Annotated in this window: 15 protein-coding genes; 1 reads left to right on the forward strand and 14 read right to left on the reverse strand. The window is 64.4% G+C overall.

Annotation, left to right across the window (positions count from 1 at the left end; translation table 11 throughout):
* Window position 1 precedes the first annotated feature (1 nt).
* From AC1AV0_RS01260 to AC1AV0_RS01280, 5 genes are all read right to left on the reverse strand, one after another.
* The gene (locus tag AC1AV0_RS01260; protein ID WP_476570680.1) at window positions 2-1,036 is read right to left on the reverse strand and encodes an HAD-IIA family hydrolase; all 1,035 of its coding nucleotides are present in this window, start codon (window positions 1,034-1,036) and stop codon (window positions 2-4) included.
* A 7-nt stretch (window positions 1,037-1,043) separates the two neighbouring features.
* Complete coding sequence (locus AC1AV0_RS01265) at window positions 1,044-3,026, reverse strand: tetratricopeptide repeat protein (RefSeq protein WP_476570681.1); 1,983 nt, start codon at window positions 3,024-3,026, stop codon at window positions 1,044-1,046.
* An 84-nt stretch (window positions 3,027-3,110) separates the two neighbouring features.
* Window positions 3,111-4,433 (reverse strand): tyrosine--tRNA ligase, encoded by a 1,323-nt coding sequence (gene tyrS / locus AC1AV0_RS01270; protein ID WP_476570682.1) that lies wholly within the window; start codon window positions 4,431-4,433, stop codon window positions 3,111-3,113.
* Window positions 4,434-4,657: 224 nt separating this feature from the next.
* Window positions 4,658-5,437, reverse strand: a complete 780-nt coding sequence (locus AC1AV0_RS01275) for a putative ABC transporter permease (protein WP_476570920.1) — start codon at window positions 5,435-5,437, stop codon at window positions 4,658-4,660.
* Between the two features lie 2 nt (window positions 5,438-5,439).
* On the reverse strand, window positions 5,440-5,946 hold the full coding sequence (locus AC1AV0_RS01280; RefSeq protein WP_476570683.1) for an HD domain-containing protein: 507 nt from the start codon (window positions 5,944-5,946) through the stop codon (window positions 5,440-5,442).
* Between the two features lie 200 nt (window positions 5,947-6,146).
* On the opposite strand from AC1AV0_RS01280, the gene AC1AV0_RS01285 reads away from it, so the two are divergent.
* Window positions 6,147-6,992 carry a DUF2238 domain-containing protein gene (locus AC1AV0_RS01285; protein WP_476570684.1) on the forward strand — a complete coding sequence of 282 codons (846 nt, stop codon included), beginning with the start codon at window positions 6,147-6,149 and terminating at the stop codon, window positions 6,990-6,992.
* Window positions 6,993-7,166: 174 nt separating this feature from the next.
* On the opposite strand, the gene argH is transcribed toward AC1AV0_RS01285, so the two are convergent.
* The 9 genes from argH to AC1AV0_RS01330 form a co-directional block, all read right to left on the reverse strand.
* Window positions 7,167-8,645, reverse strand: a complete 1,479-nt coding sequence (gene argH / locus AC1AV0_RS01290) for an argininosuccinate lyase (RefSeq protein ID WP_476570685.1) — start codon at window positions 8,643-8,645, stop codon at window positions 7,167-7,169.
* 200 nt (window positions 8,646-8,845) lie between these two features.
* On the reverse strand, window positions 8,846-10,084 hold the full coding sequence (locus tag AC1AV0_RS01295) for an argininosuccinate synthase (RefSeq protein WP_476570686.1): 1,239 nt from the start codon (window positions 10,082-10,084) through the stop codon (window positions 8,846-8,848).
* Between the two features lie 91 nt (window positions 10,085-10,175).
* Window positions 10,176-10,700: an arginine repressor gene (argR, locus tag AC1AV0_RS01300; RefSeq protein ID WP_476570922.1), complete on the reverse strand. Its 525-nt coding sequence runs from the start codon at window positions 10,698-10,700 to the stop codon at window positions 10,176-10,178.
* A gap of 47 nt (window positions 10,701-10,747) precedes the next feature.
* Window positions 10,748-11,713: an ornithine carbamoyltransferase gene (gene argF, locus AC1AV0_RS01305; protein WP_476570687.1), complete on the reverse strand. Its 966-nt coding sequence runs from the start codon at window positions 11,711-11,713 to the stop codon at window positions 10,748-10,750.
* A 62-nt stretch (window positions 11,714-11,775) separates the two neighbouring features.
* Window positions 11,776-13,071: an acetylornithine transaminase gene (locus AC1AV0_RS01310; protein ID WP_476570688.1), complete on the reverse strand. Its 1,296-nt coding sequence runs from the start codon at window positions 13,069-13,071 to the stop codon at window positions 11,776-11,778.
* The gene (argB, locus tag AC1AV0_RS01315) at window positions 13,061-14,014 is read right to left on the reverse strand and encodes an acetylglutamate kinase (protein ID WP_476570689.1); all 954 of its coding nucleotides are present in this window, start codon (window positions 14,012-14,014) and stop codon (window positions 13,061-13,063) included. Before argB ends, AC1AV0_RS01310 begins: the two co-directional genes overlap by 11 nt.
* A 139-nt stretch (window positions 14,015-14,153) precedes the next feature.
* Entirely contained in the window at window positions 14,154-15,323 is a 1,170-nt protein-coding gene (argJ, locus tag AC1AV0_RS01320) for a bifunctional glutamate N-acetyltransferase/amino-acid acetyltransferase ArgJ (RefSeq protein ID WP_476570690.1), read from the reverse strand.
* Window positions 15,320-16,414 carry an N-acetyl-gamma-glutamyl-phosphate reductase gene (gene argC, locus AC1AV0_RS01325; protein ID WP_476570691.1) on the reverse strand — a complete coding sequence of 365 codons (1,095 nt, stop codon included), beginning with the start codon at window positions 16,412-16,414 and terminating at the stop codon, window positions 15,320-15,322. The genes argJ and argC overlap by 4 nt, the downstream gene beginning before the upstream one ends.
* 92 nt (window positions 16,415-16,506) lie before the next feature.
* Window positions 16,507-17,178, reverse strand: a complete 672-nt coding sequence (locus tag AC1AV0_RS01330) for a hypothetical protein (RefSeq protein ID WP_476570692.1) — start codon at window positions 17,176-17,178, stop codon at window positions 16,507-16,509.
* Window positions 17,179-17,196: the final 18 nt, after the last annotated feature.

A 17,196-nucleotide genomic window follows, 5' to 3' on the forward strand; every position in this document is an offset into this window, starting at 1 on the left:
TTTACAACGTCCACTGCGGCAAGGTGACGTCGGTGACGTCCATGCCTTGGTCGGCCGCCTCCCACATCAGGCATACGGCTGCGCGCAGCGCGTTGATGTCGCCGCCGTCGCTGACGCGCAGACCGCCGGCCTCCAGCCATGCCGAGGCGTCGGCGCAACGCCATGAGCCGTCCGCCTGTCGGGCGGGCATGGGCTGCGACTCGGCCAGCGCGCGCAGATCGCGGGCGATGTAGGTGGGGCGCAGATGTTCGGGGGCCAGCATGAGTTCGCTCGGATTGGTCACGCCGGTGAGCACGGCGAGCGAATCGTAGCCGCCGCGGTTGCCCGCTTCGATGTCGGTGTCCAGACGGTCGCCGATGGCGATGGACTCCGCCTTGTCGACCAGGTCGCGCCCGTCGGACGCGTTGAGCGCACGCGCCTCGTCGTACATGAACGATTCGGGCTTGCCGGCCGAGGCGACCGGTTCGACGCCGGTGGCGTTGATCACGGCTTGGATCATCGACCCGCAGCCGGGCGCGATGCCCATTTCGCGGGGAATCGTCAGGTCGCGGTTGGTGACGAAATAGGTGGCGCCATGCTCGACAGCGTATGAGGCTTCGGCCAGCATCGACCAGGTCATGTCGGGATACCAGCCTTGGATGACCGCGTCGGGCCCGTCGGCGGCTTTCTCGACGACGGTCAGCCCTTGGGCGGCGACTTCCTGACGCAGATGTTCGGCACCCACCACCAGCACTTTCGCGCCGGCGGGCACGGCCCGGGCGACCATACGCGCCGCCACCACCGATGAGGTGATGACCTGCCAGGCTTCGACTTCCAAACCGAATCCTTTGAGTTGGTCGGCCACCACCTGTTGGAACCGCGACGAGTTGTTCGTCGTGTATTCGATGGTCATGCCGCTCGCCTCGGCCTGGCGGATGCTTTCGGCGGCGTGGTCGACCGGGTTTTTGCCGCGGTACACCACGCCGTCCAGATCCAGCAGCGCCAGCTGGTAGGCCTGCGCCAACGGTTTGTCGGTGCCCAGAAGCATGCGCGTCACCGTTTCATCACTCCTCTTCGGATTCGTCGCCTTCGATGTCGCCGGATTCGTCGCCTTCGGCCAGAGCGGCCGGTTCGACGTCGGATTCCACGCCTTCGAGCGCCTCTTCGGCGGGCAGTTCGGATTCGTCATCGTCGGACGGAGTGGCTTCGCCTTCTTCGATGACGTCGTCGGCGAAGGATTCGACCTCGTTCTCGTCGTCCTCGTCCAGATTGTCGTCGGACTCATCAGACTCGTCGAGGTCGTCATCCTCGTCGTAGTCGTCCTCGTAATCGCCCTCGTCCTCATACTCGGGTTCGGGCGCGTACTGGGCCATGGACGGGTCGATGCCGAGCTTCTCCAGCACGTCGGAGTCATCGGTCAGGCCCTGAAGATCATGGTCGATCACCACGTCGTCGGATTCCTCATCCAGATCCTCATCGGCGTACTGCATCTCCAGCTTGTCGAGCAGACCGTCGAGGGCGGCCGCGTCGTCGTCGCGTCCCGCCTCTTCAAGGAACAGCTGCTCGGCCTGGATCGCACGCATGCGGTAGCCGCCCGAGATGCCCTGGGAACGGCCCAGCGTATGCGCGATTTCGATGGCCTTGTCCCACAGTTCCAGATCACCCAACGCGCCGGCGTACACCAGGAACATCTCGGCCTTGGCATCGCCGCGCAGCATCTTGGCCTCGTCGGAGACGGCCATTTCAATGGCCTTCTTCGGGTTGCCGAGTCCGCGTTCACAGTCGGCGATGAACGGCAGGTAGTCCGGATATCCGTTCATGCGGAACGCGGTGCGGAACTCACGCAGGGCGAGCTTGTAGTCGCCCATGCGGTAGGCCACGAAGGCGAGCGTCTCACGGGCGAAGTCGATGCGGGACGCCTGACGCGCCACCCACTTGGCATGCTCGAGCGCCGCCGCCGGGTCGTCATCGATCAGCGCGTAGGTGGCCAGAATATGCAGGCCGATGTTCTCGGCGTGCTCCTTGGCCAGACCGCGCAGACGCTCCTTCTCATCCTTCGAGAGCATCGACCATTCCATGCCCTTGGGCATCTTCGGCTCGTCGGGACGGCGCGCGGTGTACGGATTCTGCGAGGGGAAGCTCATCGTGCCGTCGGAATTGCGACGGGGACGATCCATATACTCGCGGTTCTTGCGCTCACGGTATTCGGCGCGCTCCTCGGGAGTGAACTCGCGACGCTCGCCACGGCGGTTGTCGTCACGGCGGTCATTGCGACGGTCGCGATCGTAACGGTTGTCGCGACGGTCGCCGCCGTAGCGGTTGTCACGACGGTCGTTACGGCGGTCGCCGTCACGGTGGAAGTCACGACGCTCGCCATCGCGATGGAAGTCGCGGCGGTCCCCGTCACGACGGAAATCACGGCGGTCGCCATCGCGACGATAGTCACGGCGTTCGCCATCGCGGCGCTCGCCGCGGTCCTCGCCGTCCTTGCGCCACGGCTTGTCGCCATGCTGGTAGCGCGGATTGTCGCCGTCACGACGGCCACGGTAGCCGCCATTGCCGCGATAACCGCCGCGCTCGCCGCCACGGCCGTTGCCGCGGTAGCCGCCATGCTCGCCATCGCGACGCGGACCGCGGTTGAAGTCGCGACGCTCGCCGCCCTCGGATCCGCCTTCGCCGTCGCGGCGGAAGTCGCGGTCACGATCCTTGCGGAAGCCGTCCTTACGGTAGCCATCGTGCTTGCGGTAGCCGCCGCGACGGTCGTCGTTATGGAAGTTCTTGCGGTAACCGCCCTCGCGACGCTCGCCGCCCTCGGAACGGAAGTCACGGTTGTCGTCACGGTCCCGGCGGAAGCCGTCCTTGCGGTAACCGCCTTCGGAACGCTGCCCGTCCTTGCGGAAGCCGCGGCCACCACCGTAGGATTTGCCGCCACGGGAGCCGGACTTGCCATAGCCGCCGCGGGAGCCGCCGTTGCCATAGGACCGGCCGCGGCCGTTGCCGCCGTAGGACTTGCCGTCGCGCGATCCGTGATTGTTGTCTTGAGTCATACTCATCCCTTTGTGTTGTGTCTGCGCTATGCGCCGTTGATGTCTCGATGTCGATGCCCGGATGAGGACATACCGGGCCGTGCTTTAGCGGCGTTCGACCGCGCCGAGGGCTTTCTTGCCTCGGCGGATCAACGCGAAACGCCCCTGCAGGAAGTCATGGTCGTCGAGGGTGAGCTCCTCATCCTCGACTCGGTTGTTGTTGAGGTACACGCCGCCGGACTTGATCGCGCGACGGGCTTCGGAAGCGGTTTTGAACAGACCCGCGGTCTGCGCCGCGTCGATCAGACGGTCGCCGGCCGAGGCCTGCGGGAACACATGTTCGCCGTTCTCCCCCGGCACCTTGAAGCCGTCGAGCACGGATTCAAGCGTGTCCGCGTCGATGTCTTCCAAAGCGCCGCCGCGGCCGAACAGGGCGGATGACGCGTCGATGGCGGCCTGCGTGGCCTGCTCGCCGTGCACGAAGCTGGTGACCTCCCAGGCGAGGGTCTTCTGCGCCTCACGCGCGCCCGGATTCGTCTTGGATTCCTCCACCAAGCGCTCGATCTCGGCCTTGGGCAGGAAGGTGAACGCCTTCAGCAGGCTTTCCATCTCCACATCCGGGCGGTTGATCCAGAACTGGTAGAACTTGTACGGGCTGAGCATCGTGGCGTCGATCCACACGGCGTTGCCCTCGGACTTGCCGAACTTCTTGCCCTGCGCGTCGGTGATGATCGGACTGGTGAACACGTTCACGTCCTCGCCGCGCATCTTGTGGATCAGGTCGAGGCCCGAGGTGAGGTTGCCCCACTGGTCGGAGCCGCCGAGTTCCAGCGTACAGCCGTACTCGTCGTACAGATGCAGGAAGTCGTTGCCCTGCAGCACCTGATAGCTGAACTCGGTGAAGGAGATGCCCTCCTCGGAGTTGAGTCGGCGGGCCACCGTGTCCTTGGCGAGCATGGTGCCCAAACGGAAGTTCTTGCCCACGTCGCGCAGGAAGTCGATGACGCTCATCGAGGCGGTCCAGTCGTAGTTGCTCACGAAACGCACCGGATTGTCGCCGGTGGTGTCGAGAATGCCGCCGATCTGCCGCTTGAGACGCTCAGCCCACTCGGCCACCACGTCCTTCGGGTTGAGCGTGCGCTCGCCCGACTGGCGCGGGTCTCCGATCAGACCGGTCGCGCCGCCCACCAGAGCGATCGGATGATGCCCTGCGAGCTGCAGGTGGCGCATATTGATGAGCTGCACGAGATTGCCGATATGCAGGGAGGCGGCGGTTGGGTCGAAGCCGCAATAATAGGTGATCGGCTCACCGTTCAACGCGCTGGCGAGTCGTTCCCTGTCCGTGGACTGGGAAACCAACCCGCGCCATTCCAGTTCATCAAGCAGGGTGTCGAATCCCGCTTCCTTGAAATTGGTGACGTGAGCCATAGCTGGTCGCTTCTCCCTATCGAATTGTTGGATATTCTGCCGCTTTTTCAGCACCCTACAGTTTCGCAGAACACACAGACAGTGCGTTGAGAGGCATCCGTTCCGACACACCGTCGTTCGGATGGAGATGCTTGCGCCTCGCTCCGCTGCGCTCAGCATGACGGGAATAAGCGTCCCACTGTCATTCCGAGCGAAGTCGAGGAATCCCACCGACCTTGTGAGCGTCAGCGCTCGCCGCGGCGCATGATCTCACGGATGGTGTCGACCACCTGCCCGTAGCGGACAGGCCTAAAGTGCGGGAAGGAGCGGATCATACGCTGCTGCTGGCGTCCCAGCACCGACGTGACGGCACCGCGCAGACGGGACAGCCTCTCCTGCGACGAGCTGGACCAGTCGTGCAGCTTGTCGGCGAACGCGTCCTTGCCCCATTCCCAGGAGTCCCCGGCCTTCTCGGCATGTGTCTGCACGAATTCGGCGAGCAGGGCGATCTGGCGTTCGAAGTCCATCACGCCGGCCACGGTGACCGCACAGTCGATGACCACCAATACGAAACACACGAAGGTCAGCCAATGCACGACCGGCAGGGGCAGCATGTCGGTGGCGGAGGCCACCCACGGATGCACGAGCTTGACGATCGCCACGCCGGCGATGCCGAAGACCACCGCACCCAGCAGGCATACGCGGCCGTTGATGTTGAAGCGGAAGTGGGAATAATCCCACCATCGGGCGTGGAACAGTTTCTCCATCCCCCACGAGGTGACGTATTCCAGCACGCTCGCGCCAAGCGCGGAGACCAGGAACAGCACGGCCGCGTTGTCGATCTGACGCAACAGCACGATGGCCATCACCGCACCGGTTCCGTAGATCGGGCACAACGGGCCGTTGAGGAAGCCGCGGTTGACGAAGCGACGTTCGCGCACGGAGACGAGAATCGTCTCATACACCCAGCCGGCGAAACTGTAGAACAGAAACCACAGAAACAGATGCGACAGTGCGACGGCGATCATCAGGCCTCCTTACGGGCCGCGGCCAGTTCGGCCTTGCGGAAACGTTCGAGGCTGACCGTCTCGCGCGTGGCGCTGATCTTGTCGGCCATGGTGACCAGATACCCCTCGATATAGCGCGGCGGACGCGGCGTCAGAGGGAACATGTGGTTGGCGATGCTGTCGCGTTCGATATGGTTGAGCTCGAAATCCTCCATGGCGTTGGCGAGCGCGCGGCCGCCGTGGGTGAAGCCGTGCCAGCGGTGTTCGCCGTTGTCCCAGCGGTGCCAGTCGTAGAGGAAATAGTCGTGCAACAGAGCCGCGCGGATCAGCGAGCGCAGATTGACCCTGCGCCACAGGCGCAACCGGTCGGCGAAATACACGGCCAGGCAGGCCACGCGGATGGAATGCGCGTAGGTGGTGACGGCGCCGTGCTGATAGCAGTCGCGTTGAATCTGCATGCGCTCGTGCGCAAGAATGTCATGTCCATGATGGTGTACCAGTGTGCGGATCTGGTGTCTGCTCAGCACGTCGTTTCCCCTTGTGTGCGGCTAGGCTTGCGCGGCCGCCTTGTGGTGGTTGTCGGATTGTCCCGCCCATGATTGTACGCAACGGTGTGGGCGGTCGCTCTCATCCGGTCGAATGATGTTCTTTTCCTGCCTTTGGATGACGGTCGTGTGGTTCCGCGGTCAGCGCCACCGATAGACTGTCAGCGGAGAAAGGAACCGCCATGGATAGCAACGGTACGAAGCGCGAGGGCCTGCGCGCGAGGATGAGGGCCACCCGCAAGGCGATGGGAGTGGAGATCCGCGAGCACAAAAGCTCGTTCATCGTCTATATGGTGCTGCGCACGTTGGTGCTGGTGACCATGGTGTTGCAGTTCCTCAACGGCAACTACGAGAACGTGTTCCTGTGCGTGCTCACGCTGATTCTGCTCACCGCGCCCAGTTTCGTGCAGGTGACGTTCAAAATCGAGTTCCCCTCCACTTTGGAGATCATCATCCTTGTGTTCATCTTCGCTGCGGAGATTCTGGGCGAGATCAGCTCGTTCTATGAACTGTTCCCCTTCTGGGACACGGTGTTGCACACGATCAACGGCTTTTTGGCGGCGGCTATCGGCTTCTCGCTGGTGGATCTGCTCAACCGACGCGAAAGCGCGAAGTTCAGTCTTTCGCCGTCGTATCTGTCGCTGGTGGCATTCTGCTTCTCGATGACCATCGGCGTGCTGTGGGAGTTCTTCGAATACACGATGGACAATCTCTTCGGCTGGGATATGCAGAAGGACTCCGTGGTGACTTCGATTCATTCCGTGCTGCTCAATCCGGACCGCAACTCGGCCACCGTCACCATCGGCGGCATCACCTCCACCATGGTCAACGGACAGGATTTGGGCATCAACGGCTATCTCGACATCGGTTTGCGCGACACGATGAACGATCTGATCGTGAATTTCATCGGTGCCGCCGTGTTCTGCGTATTCGGCTTCATCTATGTGAAAAGCCGCGGTAAGAACCATTGGATCCGCGGTTTCGTTCCCAGTCGCAAACACCAGTCCGCCGAAACGTCGTCATTCTGAGCGAAACACCCCACTCACCCGTCATTCTGAGCGGAACGCAGTGGAGTCGAAGAATCCCAACCGAATGCTGGAGATCCTTCGACTCCGGCTCCGCCTCCGCTCAGGATGACGACATGCGAACGCCTCGCCATCCTTGAGTTTTGGATGGCGGGGCGTTCGCGTCGAAAACTCCAATCAGAAGGTGCCGGGGACCTTGTAGGCGGAACCGTCCGACGTGGACTCGGCGAAGGCCGTCAGTTCGGCGACGGCACGCTTGGCGTCCTCAAGCTGCTCGACCACGCGGTCGTAGGCGGTGCCGCCCTTGCCGTTGCGCGAATCGACGGAACCGTGGCTGGAGAGCACCTCGCGCACCTGCGGCGCCAGTTCGGCGGGCAGGAAGCCGTCGAAGGTGGCGACGAAGTCCTCGTCGGTCAGATCCCACAATTCCTGGCCGCGGCCTTCGGCGATCTTCACGCATGCGCCGGAAAGCTCGTGTGCGTGGCGGAACGGCACGCCGTTCTTAACGAGCCATTCGGCGATGTCGGTGGCGAGGGCGAAACCGGTGGGAGCTTCGGCCTCAAGACGTTCGGCGTCGAACACCATGGTGCGCACCATGCCGGTGAAGGCGGGCAGCAGCACCTCGAGCGTGTCGACCTGGTCGAACACGGCCTCCTTGTCTTCCTGCAGGTCGCGGGCGTAGGCGGTCGGCAGGCCCTTAAGCGTGGTCAGTAGGCCGGTCAGATCGCCGATGAGGCGGCCGGACTTGCCGCGCGCCAGTTCGGCGATGTCCGGATTCTTCTTCTGCGGCATAATCGACGAGCCGGTGGAGTAGGCGTCGTCGAGACGCACGAACGCGAATTCCTGCGTGTTCCAGATGATGATCTCCTCGCTCAGGCGGGAGATGTCCACGCCGGCCATGGCGGCCACGAAGGCGAATTCGGCGACCAGATCGCGCGAGGCGGTGCCGTCGATGGAGTTGTCGGTCACACGCGAGAAGCCGAGTTCGCGGGCCACGGCCTCGGGGTCGAGGCCGAGCGTGTTGCCGGCGAGCGCGCCGGAACCGTACGGGGAGGCGTCGATGCGCGCGTCCCAGTCGACCAGTCGCTGCACGTCGCGCAGCAGCGGCCAGGCGTGGGCCATCAGCTGGTGGGCGAGCAGCACAGGCTGCGCGTGCTGCATGTGGGTGCGGCCCGGCATCACGGTGCGACCAGCCGCGACGGACTGTTCGATCAGCGCGTTGACGAGTGCGAGCAGTTCGCCGGCGATAACCCGTGCGTGGCGGCGCAGCCACATGCGGATCAGGCAGGCGATCTGGTCGTTGCGGGAGCGTCCGGCGCGCAGTTTGCCGCCGAGTTCGTCGCCGGCGATGGCCAGCAGTCCGCGTTCGAGCGCGGTGGCCTCGTCCTCGTCGTCCTCGACCGGCGCGAACGCGCCCGAATCGACCTGACGCTGCAGCTCGTCGAGCGCGGCCTCCATGCGTTCGAGCTCGTCATCGGTAAGCAGACCGGCGCGGCCGAGCGCGCGGGCGTGGGCGCGCGAGCCGGCGATGTCGTCGTCGGCAAGACGCCAGTCGAACTGGGTGGATTTGGACAGAAGGGCAAGCTCGGGCGAAGGGCCGGACGAGAAGCGCCCGCCCCACAGGGCGAGATGTTCGTTGCTATTGGTTTCGGTCATGGTGGTCCTTATGTTGGGTCTAGCGATGCCGTCGGTTCGGCTGCGGATTGAAAAAACGGAGCCGGGAAATCCTCCCCTTCAGGGTATCGGGATTTCTCGACTCCGCTACGCTTCACTCGAAATGACGAGAGGGAATTACGCCCTGCTCGAAATGACGAGAGAAGGAACGCGCTTCACTCGAAATGACGAGAGAGGGACGATTATTCGACGGTGTTGTTCGGCACTTCGATGCCGTTGCCGAACTTGACGTCGCGGGCCGCGGCCACACGGCTGGGCAGTCCGTAGATGTCGATGAAGCCGTTGGAGGACTTCTGGTCGAAGCTGTCGCCGGAATCGTAGGTGGCCAGGTTGTAGTCGTACAGCGAGGTGTCGGAGCGACGACCGGTCACGACGGCGCGGCCGCCGTGCAGGATCATGCGGATCTCGCCGGAGACGTACTGCTGGGTGTCTTCGATGAAGGCGTTAAGCGACTTGACGGCCGGGCTGAACCACTGCGCATCGTAGACCAGCTCGCCCCAGCGCTTGTCGATGTCGCGCTTGATGCGGTGCTGTTCGCGCTCCAGGCAGCAGTTCTCCAGCTCCTGATGGGCGGTGATCAGCGCCACGGCGCCCGGGCACTCGTACAGCTCGCGGGACTTGATGCCCACCAGACGATCCTCGATCAGATCGATGCGGCCGATGCCCTGCGCGCCGGCACGGCGGTTCATCTCCTCGATGGCCTGCAGCGGGGTGACGTCGCGGCCGTCGATCTTGACCGGGATGCCCTGCTTGAATTCGATGACGACCTCGTCCTCGACGGGCGGGAACGCGGGATCGTCGGTGTAGGAGTAGCAGTCCTTGGTCGGACCGTTCCACGGATCCTCGAGGAAGCCGGTTTCGATGGCGCGGCCCCACACGTTCTGGTCGATGGAGTACGGGCTCTTCTCGGTCTGCACGATCGGCAGCTTGTGCTCCTTGGCGAACGCGATCTCCACGTCACGGGTCAGGGAAAGATCGCGAATCGGGCTGATGGCCTTCAGGGTCGGATCGATGGAGGCGATGGACACCTCGAAACGCACCTGGTCGTTGCCCTTGCCGGTGCAGCCGTGGGAGATGGTGTCGGCGCCGAACTGGTGGGCGGCGCGCACCAGATGCTTGGAGATCAGCGGACGGGAGATGGCGGAGACCAGCGGGTACACGCCCTCGTACATGGCGTTGGCCTTCAGGGCCATCATGCAGTATTCGTTGGCGAACTCGTCGCGGGCGTCGACCACATAGGATTCGACCGCTCCGCACGCCAGCGCGCGCTCGCGGATGGTCTCCAGGCTCTCGCCGCCCTGTCCGACGTCGAGGGAGACGGCGACGACATCCTTGCCGGTGCGCTCCTTGAGGTACGAGATGGCGACGGAGGTGTCAAGACCGCCGGAATACGCCAGCACAAGACGATTGTTATCTGCCATGGTTTGCCTTTCTTGTCACATCGTTATGCACGAGTATATGCAAAGGTATGTATAAGTATTCACTTCGGTGCGTCGCGTCGGGCGCGTGGCGTTACTGCTGGGTTTTCGAGACGATGTCCAACAGCCATCGCGCGCGGCGCTTCGCCGGTTCGTCGTCCGAGCAGATCATCATCACGGTGTCATCGCCCGCGATGGTGCCCAGCACATCGTCAAGCGGCTGCTTGTCGATGACGCTGGCCACATACTGCGCGGCTCCAGAAGGCGTGTGCACCACGACGAGATTGCGCGCGGCGGCCACGGAGGTGACCAATCCGGACAGCACGCGGGACATCTGCTGCTCGACGCGGCCGGATGACGCGTCCGCCGTCGAAATTCCCGACGACGCGTCCGCGATCGTATAGGCCACCGTACCGTCCTTGAGACGGGTTTTCACCGCGTTCACCTCATCGAGGTCGCGACTGAGCGTCGCCTGCGTCACGTCGAATCCCTCGTCGAGCAGAATCTGCGACAGCTGCGACTGCGAGGTGATGACATGATGCAGCAACGCCTGTTCGATGGCGCTTAATCGCGCGGCCCGCGTCGCGGGACGCTGCAAGGACGGACCGGTTTCGCTCATCATCCGCGTCTTTCTCGTGCGAGACTCGTCAATGGATCCGGATGACATCAGGCGAGCAACGTGTCGTCGCCGCGCTGCTGGCCGATAAGCCAGGTAAGCAACGCCTTCTGCGCATGCAGACGGTTCTCCGCCTCATCCCACACCACGGATTGAGGTCCGTCGATCACCGAAGAGGTCACCTCCTTGCCGCGATAGGCGGGCAGGCAGTGCTGGAACAGCGCGTCCGGCTTGGCCAGAGCCATCAGCTCGTCGTTGACCTGGTAGGGCCAGAACGGCTTGGAACGGATCGCGTATTCCGCCTCCTCGCCCATCGACACCCATGTGTCGGTGAACACGCAGTCGGCGCCGGCCACGGCCTCTTTCGGATCGGTGGTGACGAGGATCGAGCCGCCGTTTTCGGCGGCGATGCGCTCCGCGTCGGCCACGATCGCCTTATCCGGCAGAAAGCCGTTGGGGCCAGCCACGCGCACATGCATGCCGGCGACCGCGCCGCCGAGCAGATACGAGTTGGCCATATTGTTGGCGGCATCGCCCAGATAGGCGATGGTTTTGCCGGCCAGCGCGTCCACTCCACCACGGAACTGGGCGATGGTGAGGAAGTCGGCGAGGATCTGGCAGGGGTGGAACTGGTCGGTGAGGGCGTTGACCACCGGGCAGTTGGCGTACCGGGCCATCTCCTCGACACGATCCTGGCCGAAGGTGCGCCAGACGATGCCGTAGGCCATGCCGGAGAGCACGCGGGAGGTGTCGGCCACCGGCTCGCCGCGGCCCAGCTGGGAGCCGGACTTGTCGATCACCAGAGGATAGCCGCCGAGTTCGGCCACGCCGATGGAGAAGCTGGTGCGGGTGCGGGTGCTGGGCTTGTCGAACAGCACGGCGACGCCCTGCGGCCCGGCGAACGGCTGCCGGTAGAAACGGTTCTCGCGGAACTTCATACCGAGTTCGAGAATCTGCTTCTGCTCCTCATGGCTCACATCGTCGTCACGCAGCATGTGACGCAATTGTCCGGTCATTGGTGGCTCCTTGTCTTTCAGCACAGTGTTCGTTCTTCGTATGGTCGCGGCCTGCGGGCAGATCAGTCGTCCTGCAGGTCGGTGGGCACCTGGGCGAGGATGGCGAGCGCTTGGTCGACGTCCTGCTCGGTGACGTTCAGCGGCGGCGCGAAGCGCAGCGAGTCGGGGCGCACCGCATTGACGATAAGCCCGTGCTCAAGAGCCCAGTTCATCACCGCATGCGAGCAGGGATGGGCGAGTTCCACGGCGTCGAGCAGGCCGCGGCCGCGCACGGAGACGTACAGCGGATTGCCACAGGACATCAGCCCGTCGCGCAGCTGCTTGCCGCGGGCCTCGGCGTTGGCCACCAGACCCTCGTCCTCGATCACATTCAGCGTGGCGAGGGCGGCGGCCGCGGCCAGCGAGTTGCCCGCGAAGGTCGAACCGTGGGAACCGGGGGTGAACAGGGCGGAGAGCTTTCCGCCGAAGGCGATCATGCCGCCCATCGGGAAGCCGCTGGCCACGCCCTTGGCGAAGGTGACCATATCCGGCTTCACGCCGCCGGACAAGTCCTCGCGCTGGAAGGCGAACCATTCTCCGGTGCGGCCGATGCCGGTCTGCACCTCGTCGACGATAAGCAGCGCGTGGTTGATGTCGCACATCTCACGCACCTTCTTAATGTAGTCCGCGCCCAACGGCTTGACGCCGGCCTCGCCTTGGATGAGTTCGAGGATCACCGCGGCCACCGGCCCCTTGCCGTAGTGGCCGAGTCCGGTCGCGGCGAAGGCCTCGTACAGGGCGAGGGGGTCGCCGGCGCGCACGAATTCGACATTCGGCATCAGCGGGTCGAAGGGCTTGCGGATGGCGGGCTTCCAAGTGACGGAAAGCGCACCCAGCGTACGGCCGTGGAAGCTGTTGGTCAGCGCGATGATGCGGGCAGGCTTGCCTCCCATGGCGGGCGCCGCGCCCGGCAGCGTGCGGCCGTAGAGCTTGGCGAGCTTCAGCGCCGCCTCATTGGCTTCCGCGCCGGAATTGCCGAAGTACACGTGCGACCCCTCGGGCGCGCCGGCCAGCTCCACGAGTTTGGCGGCCAGCTCGATCTGCGGCTTGGTGGCGAAGTAGTTGCTCACATGCGCCACCTTGGCGGCCTGCTCGGAGACGGCCTTCACCCATGCGGGATGCGCGTATCCGAGCGAGTTGACGGCGATGCCCGCCAGGAAGTCGAGGTATTCGTTGCCGTCGACGTCCCACACATGCGCGCCTTCGCCGTGGTCCATCACGCGCAGGGGCGTGCCGAACACGTTCATATGCACCTGGGAGTACTCCCCCAGCAGCCGGGTTCCTTCGACTCCCAACGTTTCCTTGTTCTCAGTAGCCATACGAGCTCCTCATCTCGACGCCACCGTCCGGCACGACCATGGTGCCGATGCCTGCGGTGGTGAAAATCTCATTCAGAATGGAATGCGGCTTGCGGCCGTCGATAATATGCGCCTGCATGACGCCGCCATCCAGCGCACGCACGCATGCCTCCATCTTCGGTCGCATACCCGATTCGAGGTCGGGCAGCATATCGCGCAGGTTCTCCACGCCGATGCGGCCGATCAGCGAATTGCGGTCGGGCCAGTCGGCGTACAGGCCATCCACATCGGTCAGGATGATGAGCTTGTGCGCGCCCACGGCCGCGGCCAGCGCGGCGGCGGCCGAATCCGCGTTGACGTTCAGCACCTCGGTGGCGTCCTCCTCGTTCGGCGCCACGGAGGAGACCACAGGGATGCGCCCGGCCGCGACCAGATCCTCGACCGCCGAAGCGTCCACGCTCACCACATCGCCCACAAGGCCGATGTCGGTGGGTTTGCCGTCGATGATCGGGCGTCGCTGCATGGCGGAGAACAGGCCTCCGTCCTCTCCAGACAGGCCCACGGCCAGAGGTCCGTGCGAGTTGATCAGACCGACGAGCTCGCGCGACACCTTTCCCGTGAGCACCATGCGCACCACATCCATCGCCTCGGGCGTGGTGACGCGCAGGCCGCCCTTGAATTCGGATTCGATGTTCAGGGCCTTGAGCATGTGGGAGATCTGCGGGCCTCCGCCGTGCACGACGATCGGATGCAATCCCACCTGGCGCAGGAACACCATATCTTCGGCGAAGCACTGCTTCAAATGCTCATCGACCATCGCGTTGCCGCCGTATTTGACGACGATGCGCTGCCCGGCGAACTCCTCCAGCCACGGAAGCGCCTCGATCAGCACCTCAGCCTTCTGGTCGGCGCGCAGGTCGGTATGCACGTCGAAATGGAATCCTGGTCCCTTTAACTCTGCCATTTTTCCCTTTACCTTACGGACCGACGCCACGAGGGGCTGTCGGCCTATATTCATTGTCAGACCGTAAAGACTTGGCCTGAGCGGCCCGGAGCGTGTCGGACGATGAATATAGGCCGGCAGCCCCGGACACCCGGTTTACTTAGCTTTCGTAGTCGGCGTTGATGTGGACGTATTCGTGGGTGAGGTCGTCGGTCCACACCGTGGCTTCGGCGTCGCCGGCGTTCAAGTCGATGTCGATATGCACCTCGCGCGGGGTCATGTCGACTTCGGAGCGGTCGCGGCCCGCGCCGCCGTTCTCGCAGATGCGCACGCCGTTGACGTCGACGGTCACCTTGTCGGCGTCGTAGGGGGCCACGCTGGCTGGCACGGTGCCGATGGAGCTGACGATGCGGCCCCAGTTCGGATCGTTGCCGGAGATGGCGCATTTGAGCAGATTCGACGCGGCAACGGCACGGCCGCAGGCCAGGGCGGCGTCCACGCTGGTGGCACCGGTGACGCTGATGCGGATGTCATGGCTGGCGCCCTCGCCGTCGCCGATGATCTGGCGGGCGAGCGAAGCGCACGCCTGGGCGACCATCGCGTTGAACTCGTCCGGGTCGGGCTCCACGCCGGAGGCGCCCGAGGCGAGCAGCAGCACGGTGTCGTTGGTCGACTGGCAGCCGTCCACGTCGATGCGGTTGAACGAGGTGTCCACGGCGGCGAGCAGGGCGGCCTGCGCCTGCCCGGCGGTGACGACCGCGTCGGTGGTGATCACGGAAAGCATGGTGGCCAGCTGCGGGGCGATCATGCCCGAGCCCTTGACCATGCCGCCCACGCGATAGCCGTTGCCTTCGAGTTCGACGGTTTTGGGCTTGGTGTCGGTGGTCATGATCGCATGCGAGGCATCCGCTCCGGCTTCGGCGGTGCTGGCCAGCGCGTCGAACGCGGCGCTGGCACCGGCCAGCACGTTGTCGAGCGGCAGCAGCTCGCCGATCAGACCGGTGGAGCATACGGCGATGTCTTCGGGCGCGGCGCCCAACAGTTCGGCCACGTGTTGCGCGGTGGCCTGCGACTGCTCGTAGCCGGCCTGCCCGGTGCAGGCGTTCGCACCGCCGGAGTTCAGAATCACGGCTTTGACGTGGCCGTCGGCGATGATTGAGCGCGTCCACTGCACGGGGGCCGCGCAGAAGCGGTTCGAGGTGAACACGCCGGCTGCCGCGTCCAGCGGGCCGTTGTTGACGACCAGCGCCAGGTCTTTTTTACCTTCGACTGCGGAGATGCCCGCCTCGACGCCGGCGGCGGAGAATCCTTGTGCGAATGTCACACTCACGGTGCTACTCCAATCTTGGTCAGGCCTGCGTCTTCGGGCAGGCCAAGTGCGATGTTCAGGGACTGCACCGCCTGTCCGGCGGTGCCGCGGTTGAGGTTGTCGATAGCGGCGAAGGCGATGATGCGCCCGGCGTTGCGGTCGGTGACGACCTGCAGATGCGCGGCGTTCGATCCGACGATATTGCCGGTGGCGGGAAGCGCGCCTTCGGGCAGCATCACCATGAAGTCTTCGTCCGAGTAGGCATTCGTCCAGATGGCGCGGATCTCGTCATCGTTCAGGTCACGCGCCTTGTCGGTCATCTGCGCGCTCACGCAGGCGAGGATGCCTCGCGACATGGGGGCGAGAATCGGCGTGAATCCGAGCGTGAACCGGTCCGCGTCGGCCGCGGTCAGTCCCGCGGCGTGGGCGAAGTTCTGCAGAATCTCGGGGATGTGGCGGTGCGTGCCGCCGACGCCGTAGGGCAGGGCGGAGCCCAAAGCCTCCGAAGCCAGCAGGTTGGTGCGCTTCAGGGCCTTGCCCGCGCCGGAATAGCCGACCACCAGATCGGCCACGATGCTTTTCGGCTCGACCAGTCCTTCGGCCACGCCGGGCTGCATCGCCAGCGTGGTGGCGGTCACGTTGCAGCCGGGCCCTGCGATGCGCTTGGTACCGGGCAACGCCGCGCGCTGGCGTATGTACGAGCCGTCGGCGGCTTTGCCGGTGATGAGCTCGGGCATGCCATAGGTCCAATGCTCGTAGAAGTCGCCACCATAGAACGCATCCCATGCGGAGCGCTCCTCAAGACGATGGTCGGCGCCCAGATCCACCACCACGGCGTTATCGTCGAGCTGCGCGGCCAACGCGCCGGACGCGCCATGCGGCAGGGCGAGGATGACCGCGTCGTATCCGTTCAGCACCTCGGCGGTGGTGTCCTGCACCACCATGTCGGCCAGCTGGGGAATATGCGGCATATGCTTGGCCATGGACTCCCCCACCGAGGAATGCCCGGCCACGCATGCCACTTCGAAATCAGGGTGCGCGGCGAGAATGCGCAGCGCCTCGCCACCCGCGTATCCCGTGGCACCGGCCACGGCAACCGTATACTTCGCCATAATCAGTCCTTCACGACAACGAAATCAGGCTTCAGTATACACTTGTATGCAGACTTATGCATAATTATGCATACAGGCGTGTGGCGTGCGCGTCAGGCGGGATAGGTCACCCTACCCGGCGTCGATCCGCCGCCCTGCAGTTGCTCAAGCATCTGCTGGTACAGGCTCATGGCATCGATGCCGTTCACCATCATCCACACCACGGCGATGGTGTAGAGCACGTTGATCACCACGGCGGCGAATCCCAACCAGAATCCCTTCATATGGAAGGTGCGGCACCGCCACATCGCCAGCCCGCCCATCAGCGCGGACAGCACGGGCACGGGGAAGAACAACGCGAGAATCAAGGAGATCACCGCGTAGGCGTCCCAATGTCCATACAACGGATTCTGAGCGGGATCGTTCAGATCGATGCCGTTGAACAAGCGGGGCGTATGCGAAGGCTGGCCTGGCTGCTGCCATTGCTGACTTTGGCCCTGCTGCCAAGGCTGGCCTTGGGGCGCGCCGGCGTAGGGGCCGTTCTGCCCTCCGTATTGCGTGGGCTGGCCGAACTGGCCCTGCTGTCCGGGCGCACCTTGGGACTGCACCGGCGCGCCATACGGCTGGGCGTATGGCGACGCGGGTGCGCCCGTCTGCTCGGCGGTGGGTTCGGGATCGGGCGCGCCGTAGATGTACGGATTGTAATTCGCCCCGTACTGGCTCGCGTTCGCACCGTATTCCGGCTCGTGGTACTCGCCGTACTCCGGCTTGCCCGTATCGCTCATCGAACTCCTTTGATTGGG

This window comes from Bifidobacterium sp. LH_558, assembly GCF_056356295.1.

Coding starts and splice junctions, on each gene's coding strand:
- AC1AV0_RS01265 (WP_476570681.1), bottom strand. CDS start 3,026: ATGACTCAAGACAACAATCACGGATCGCGCGACGGCAAGTCCTACGGC.
- tyrS (WP_476570682.1), bottom strand. CDS start 4,433: ATGGCTCACGTCACCAATTTCAAGGAAGCGGGATTCGACACCCTGCTT.
- AC1AV0_RS01285 (WP_476570684.1), top strand. CDS start 6,147: ATGGATAGCAACGGTACGAAGCGCGAGGGCCTGCGCGCGAGGATGAGG.
- argH (WP_476570685.1), bottom strand. CDS start 8,645: ATGACCGAAACCAATAGCAACGAACATCTCGCCCTGTGGGGCGGGCGC.
- AC1AV0_RS01295 (WP_476570686.1), bottom strand. CDS start 10,084: ATGGCAGATAACAATCGTCTTGTGCTGGCGTATTCCGGCGGTCTTGAC.
- argR (WP_476570922.1), bottom strand. CDS start 10,700: ATGAGCGAAACCGGTCCGTCCTTGCAGCGTCCCGCGACGCGGGCCGCG.
- argF (WP_476570687.1), bottom strand. CDS start 11,713: ATGACCGGACAATTGCGTCACATGCTGCGTGACGACGATGTGAGCCAT.
- AC1AV0_RS01310 (WP_476570688.1), bottom strand. CDS start 13,071: ATGGCTACTGAGAACAAGGAAACGTTGGGAGTCGAAGGAACCCGGCTG.
- argB (WP_476570689.1), bottom strand. CDS start 14,014: ATGGCAGAGTTAAAGGGACCAGGATTCCATTTCGACGTGCATACCGAC.
- argC (WP_476570691.1), bottom strand. CDS start 16,414: ATGGCGAAGTATACGGTTGCCGTGGCCGGTGCCACGGGATACGCGGGT.
- AC1AV0_RS01330 (WP_476570692.1), bottom strand. CDS start 17,178: ATGAGCGATACGGGCAAGCCGGAGTACGGCGAGTACCACGAGCCGGAA.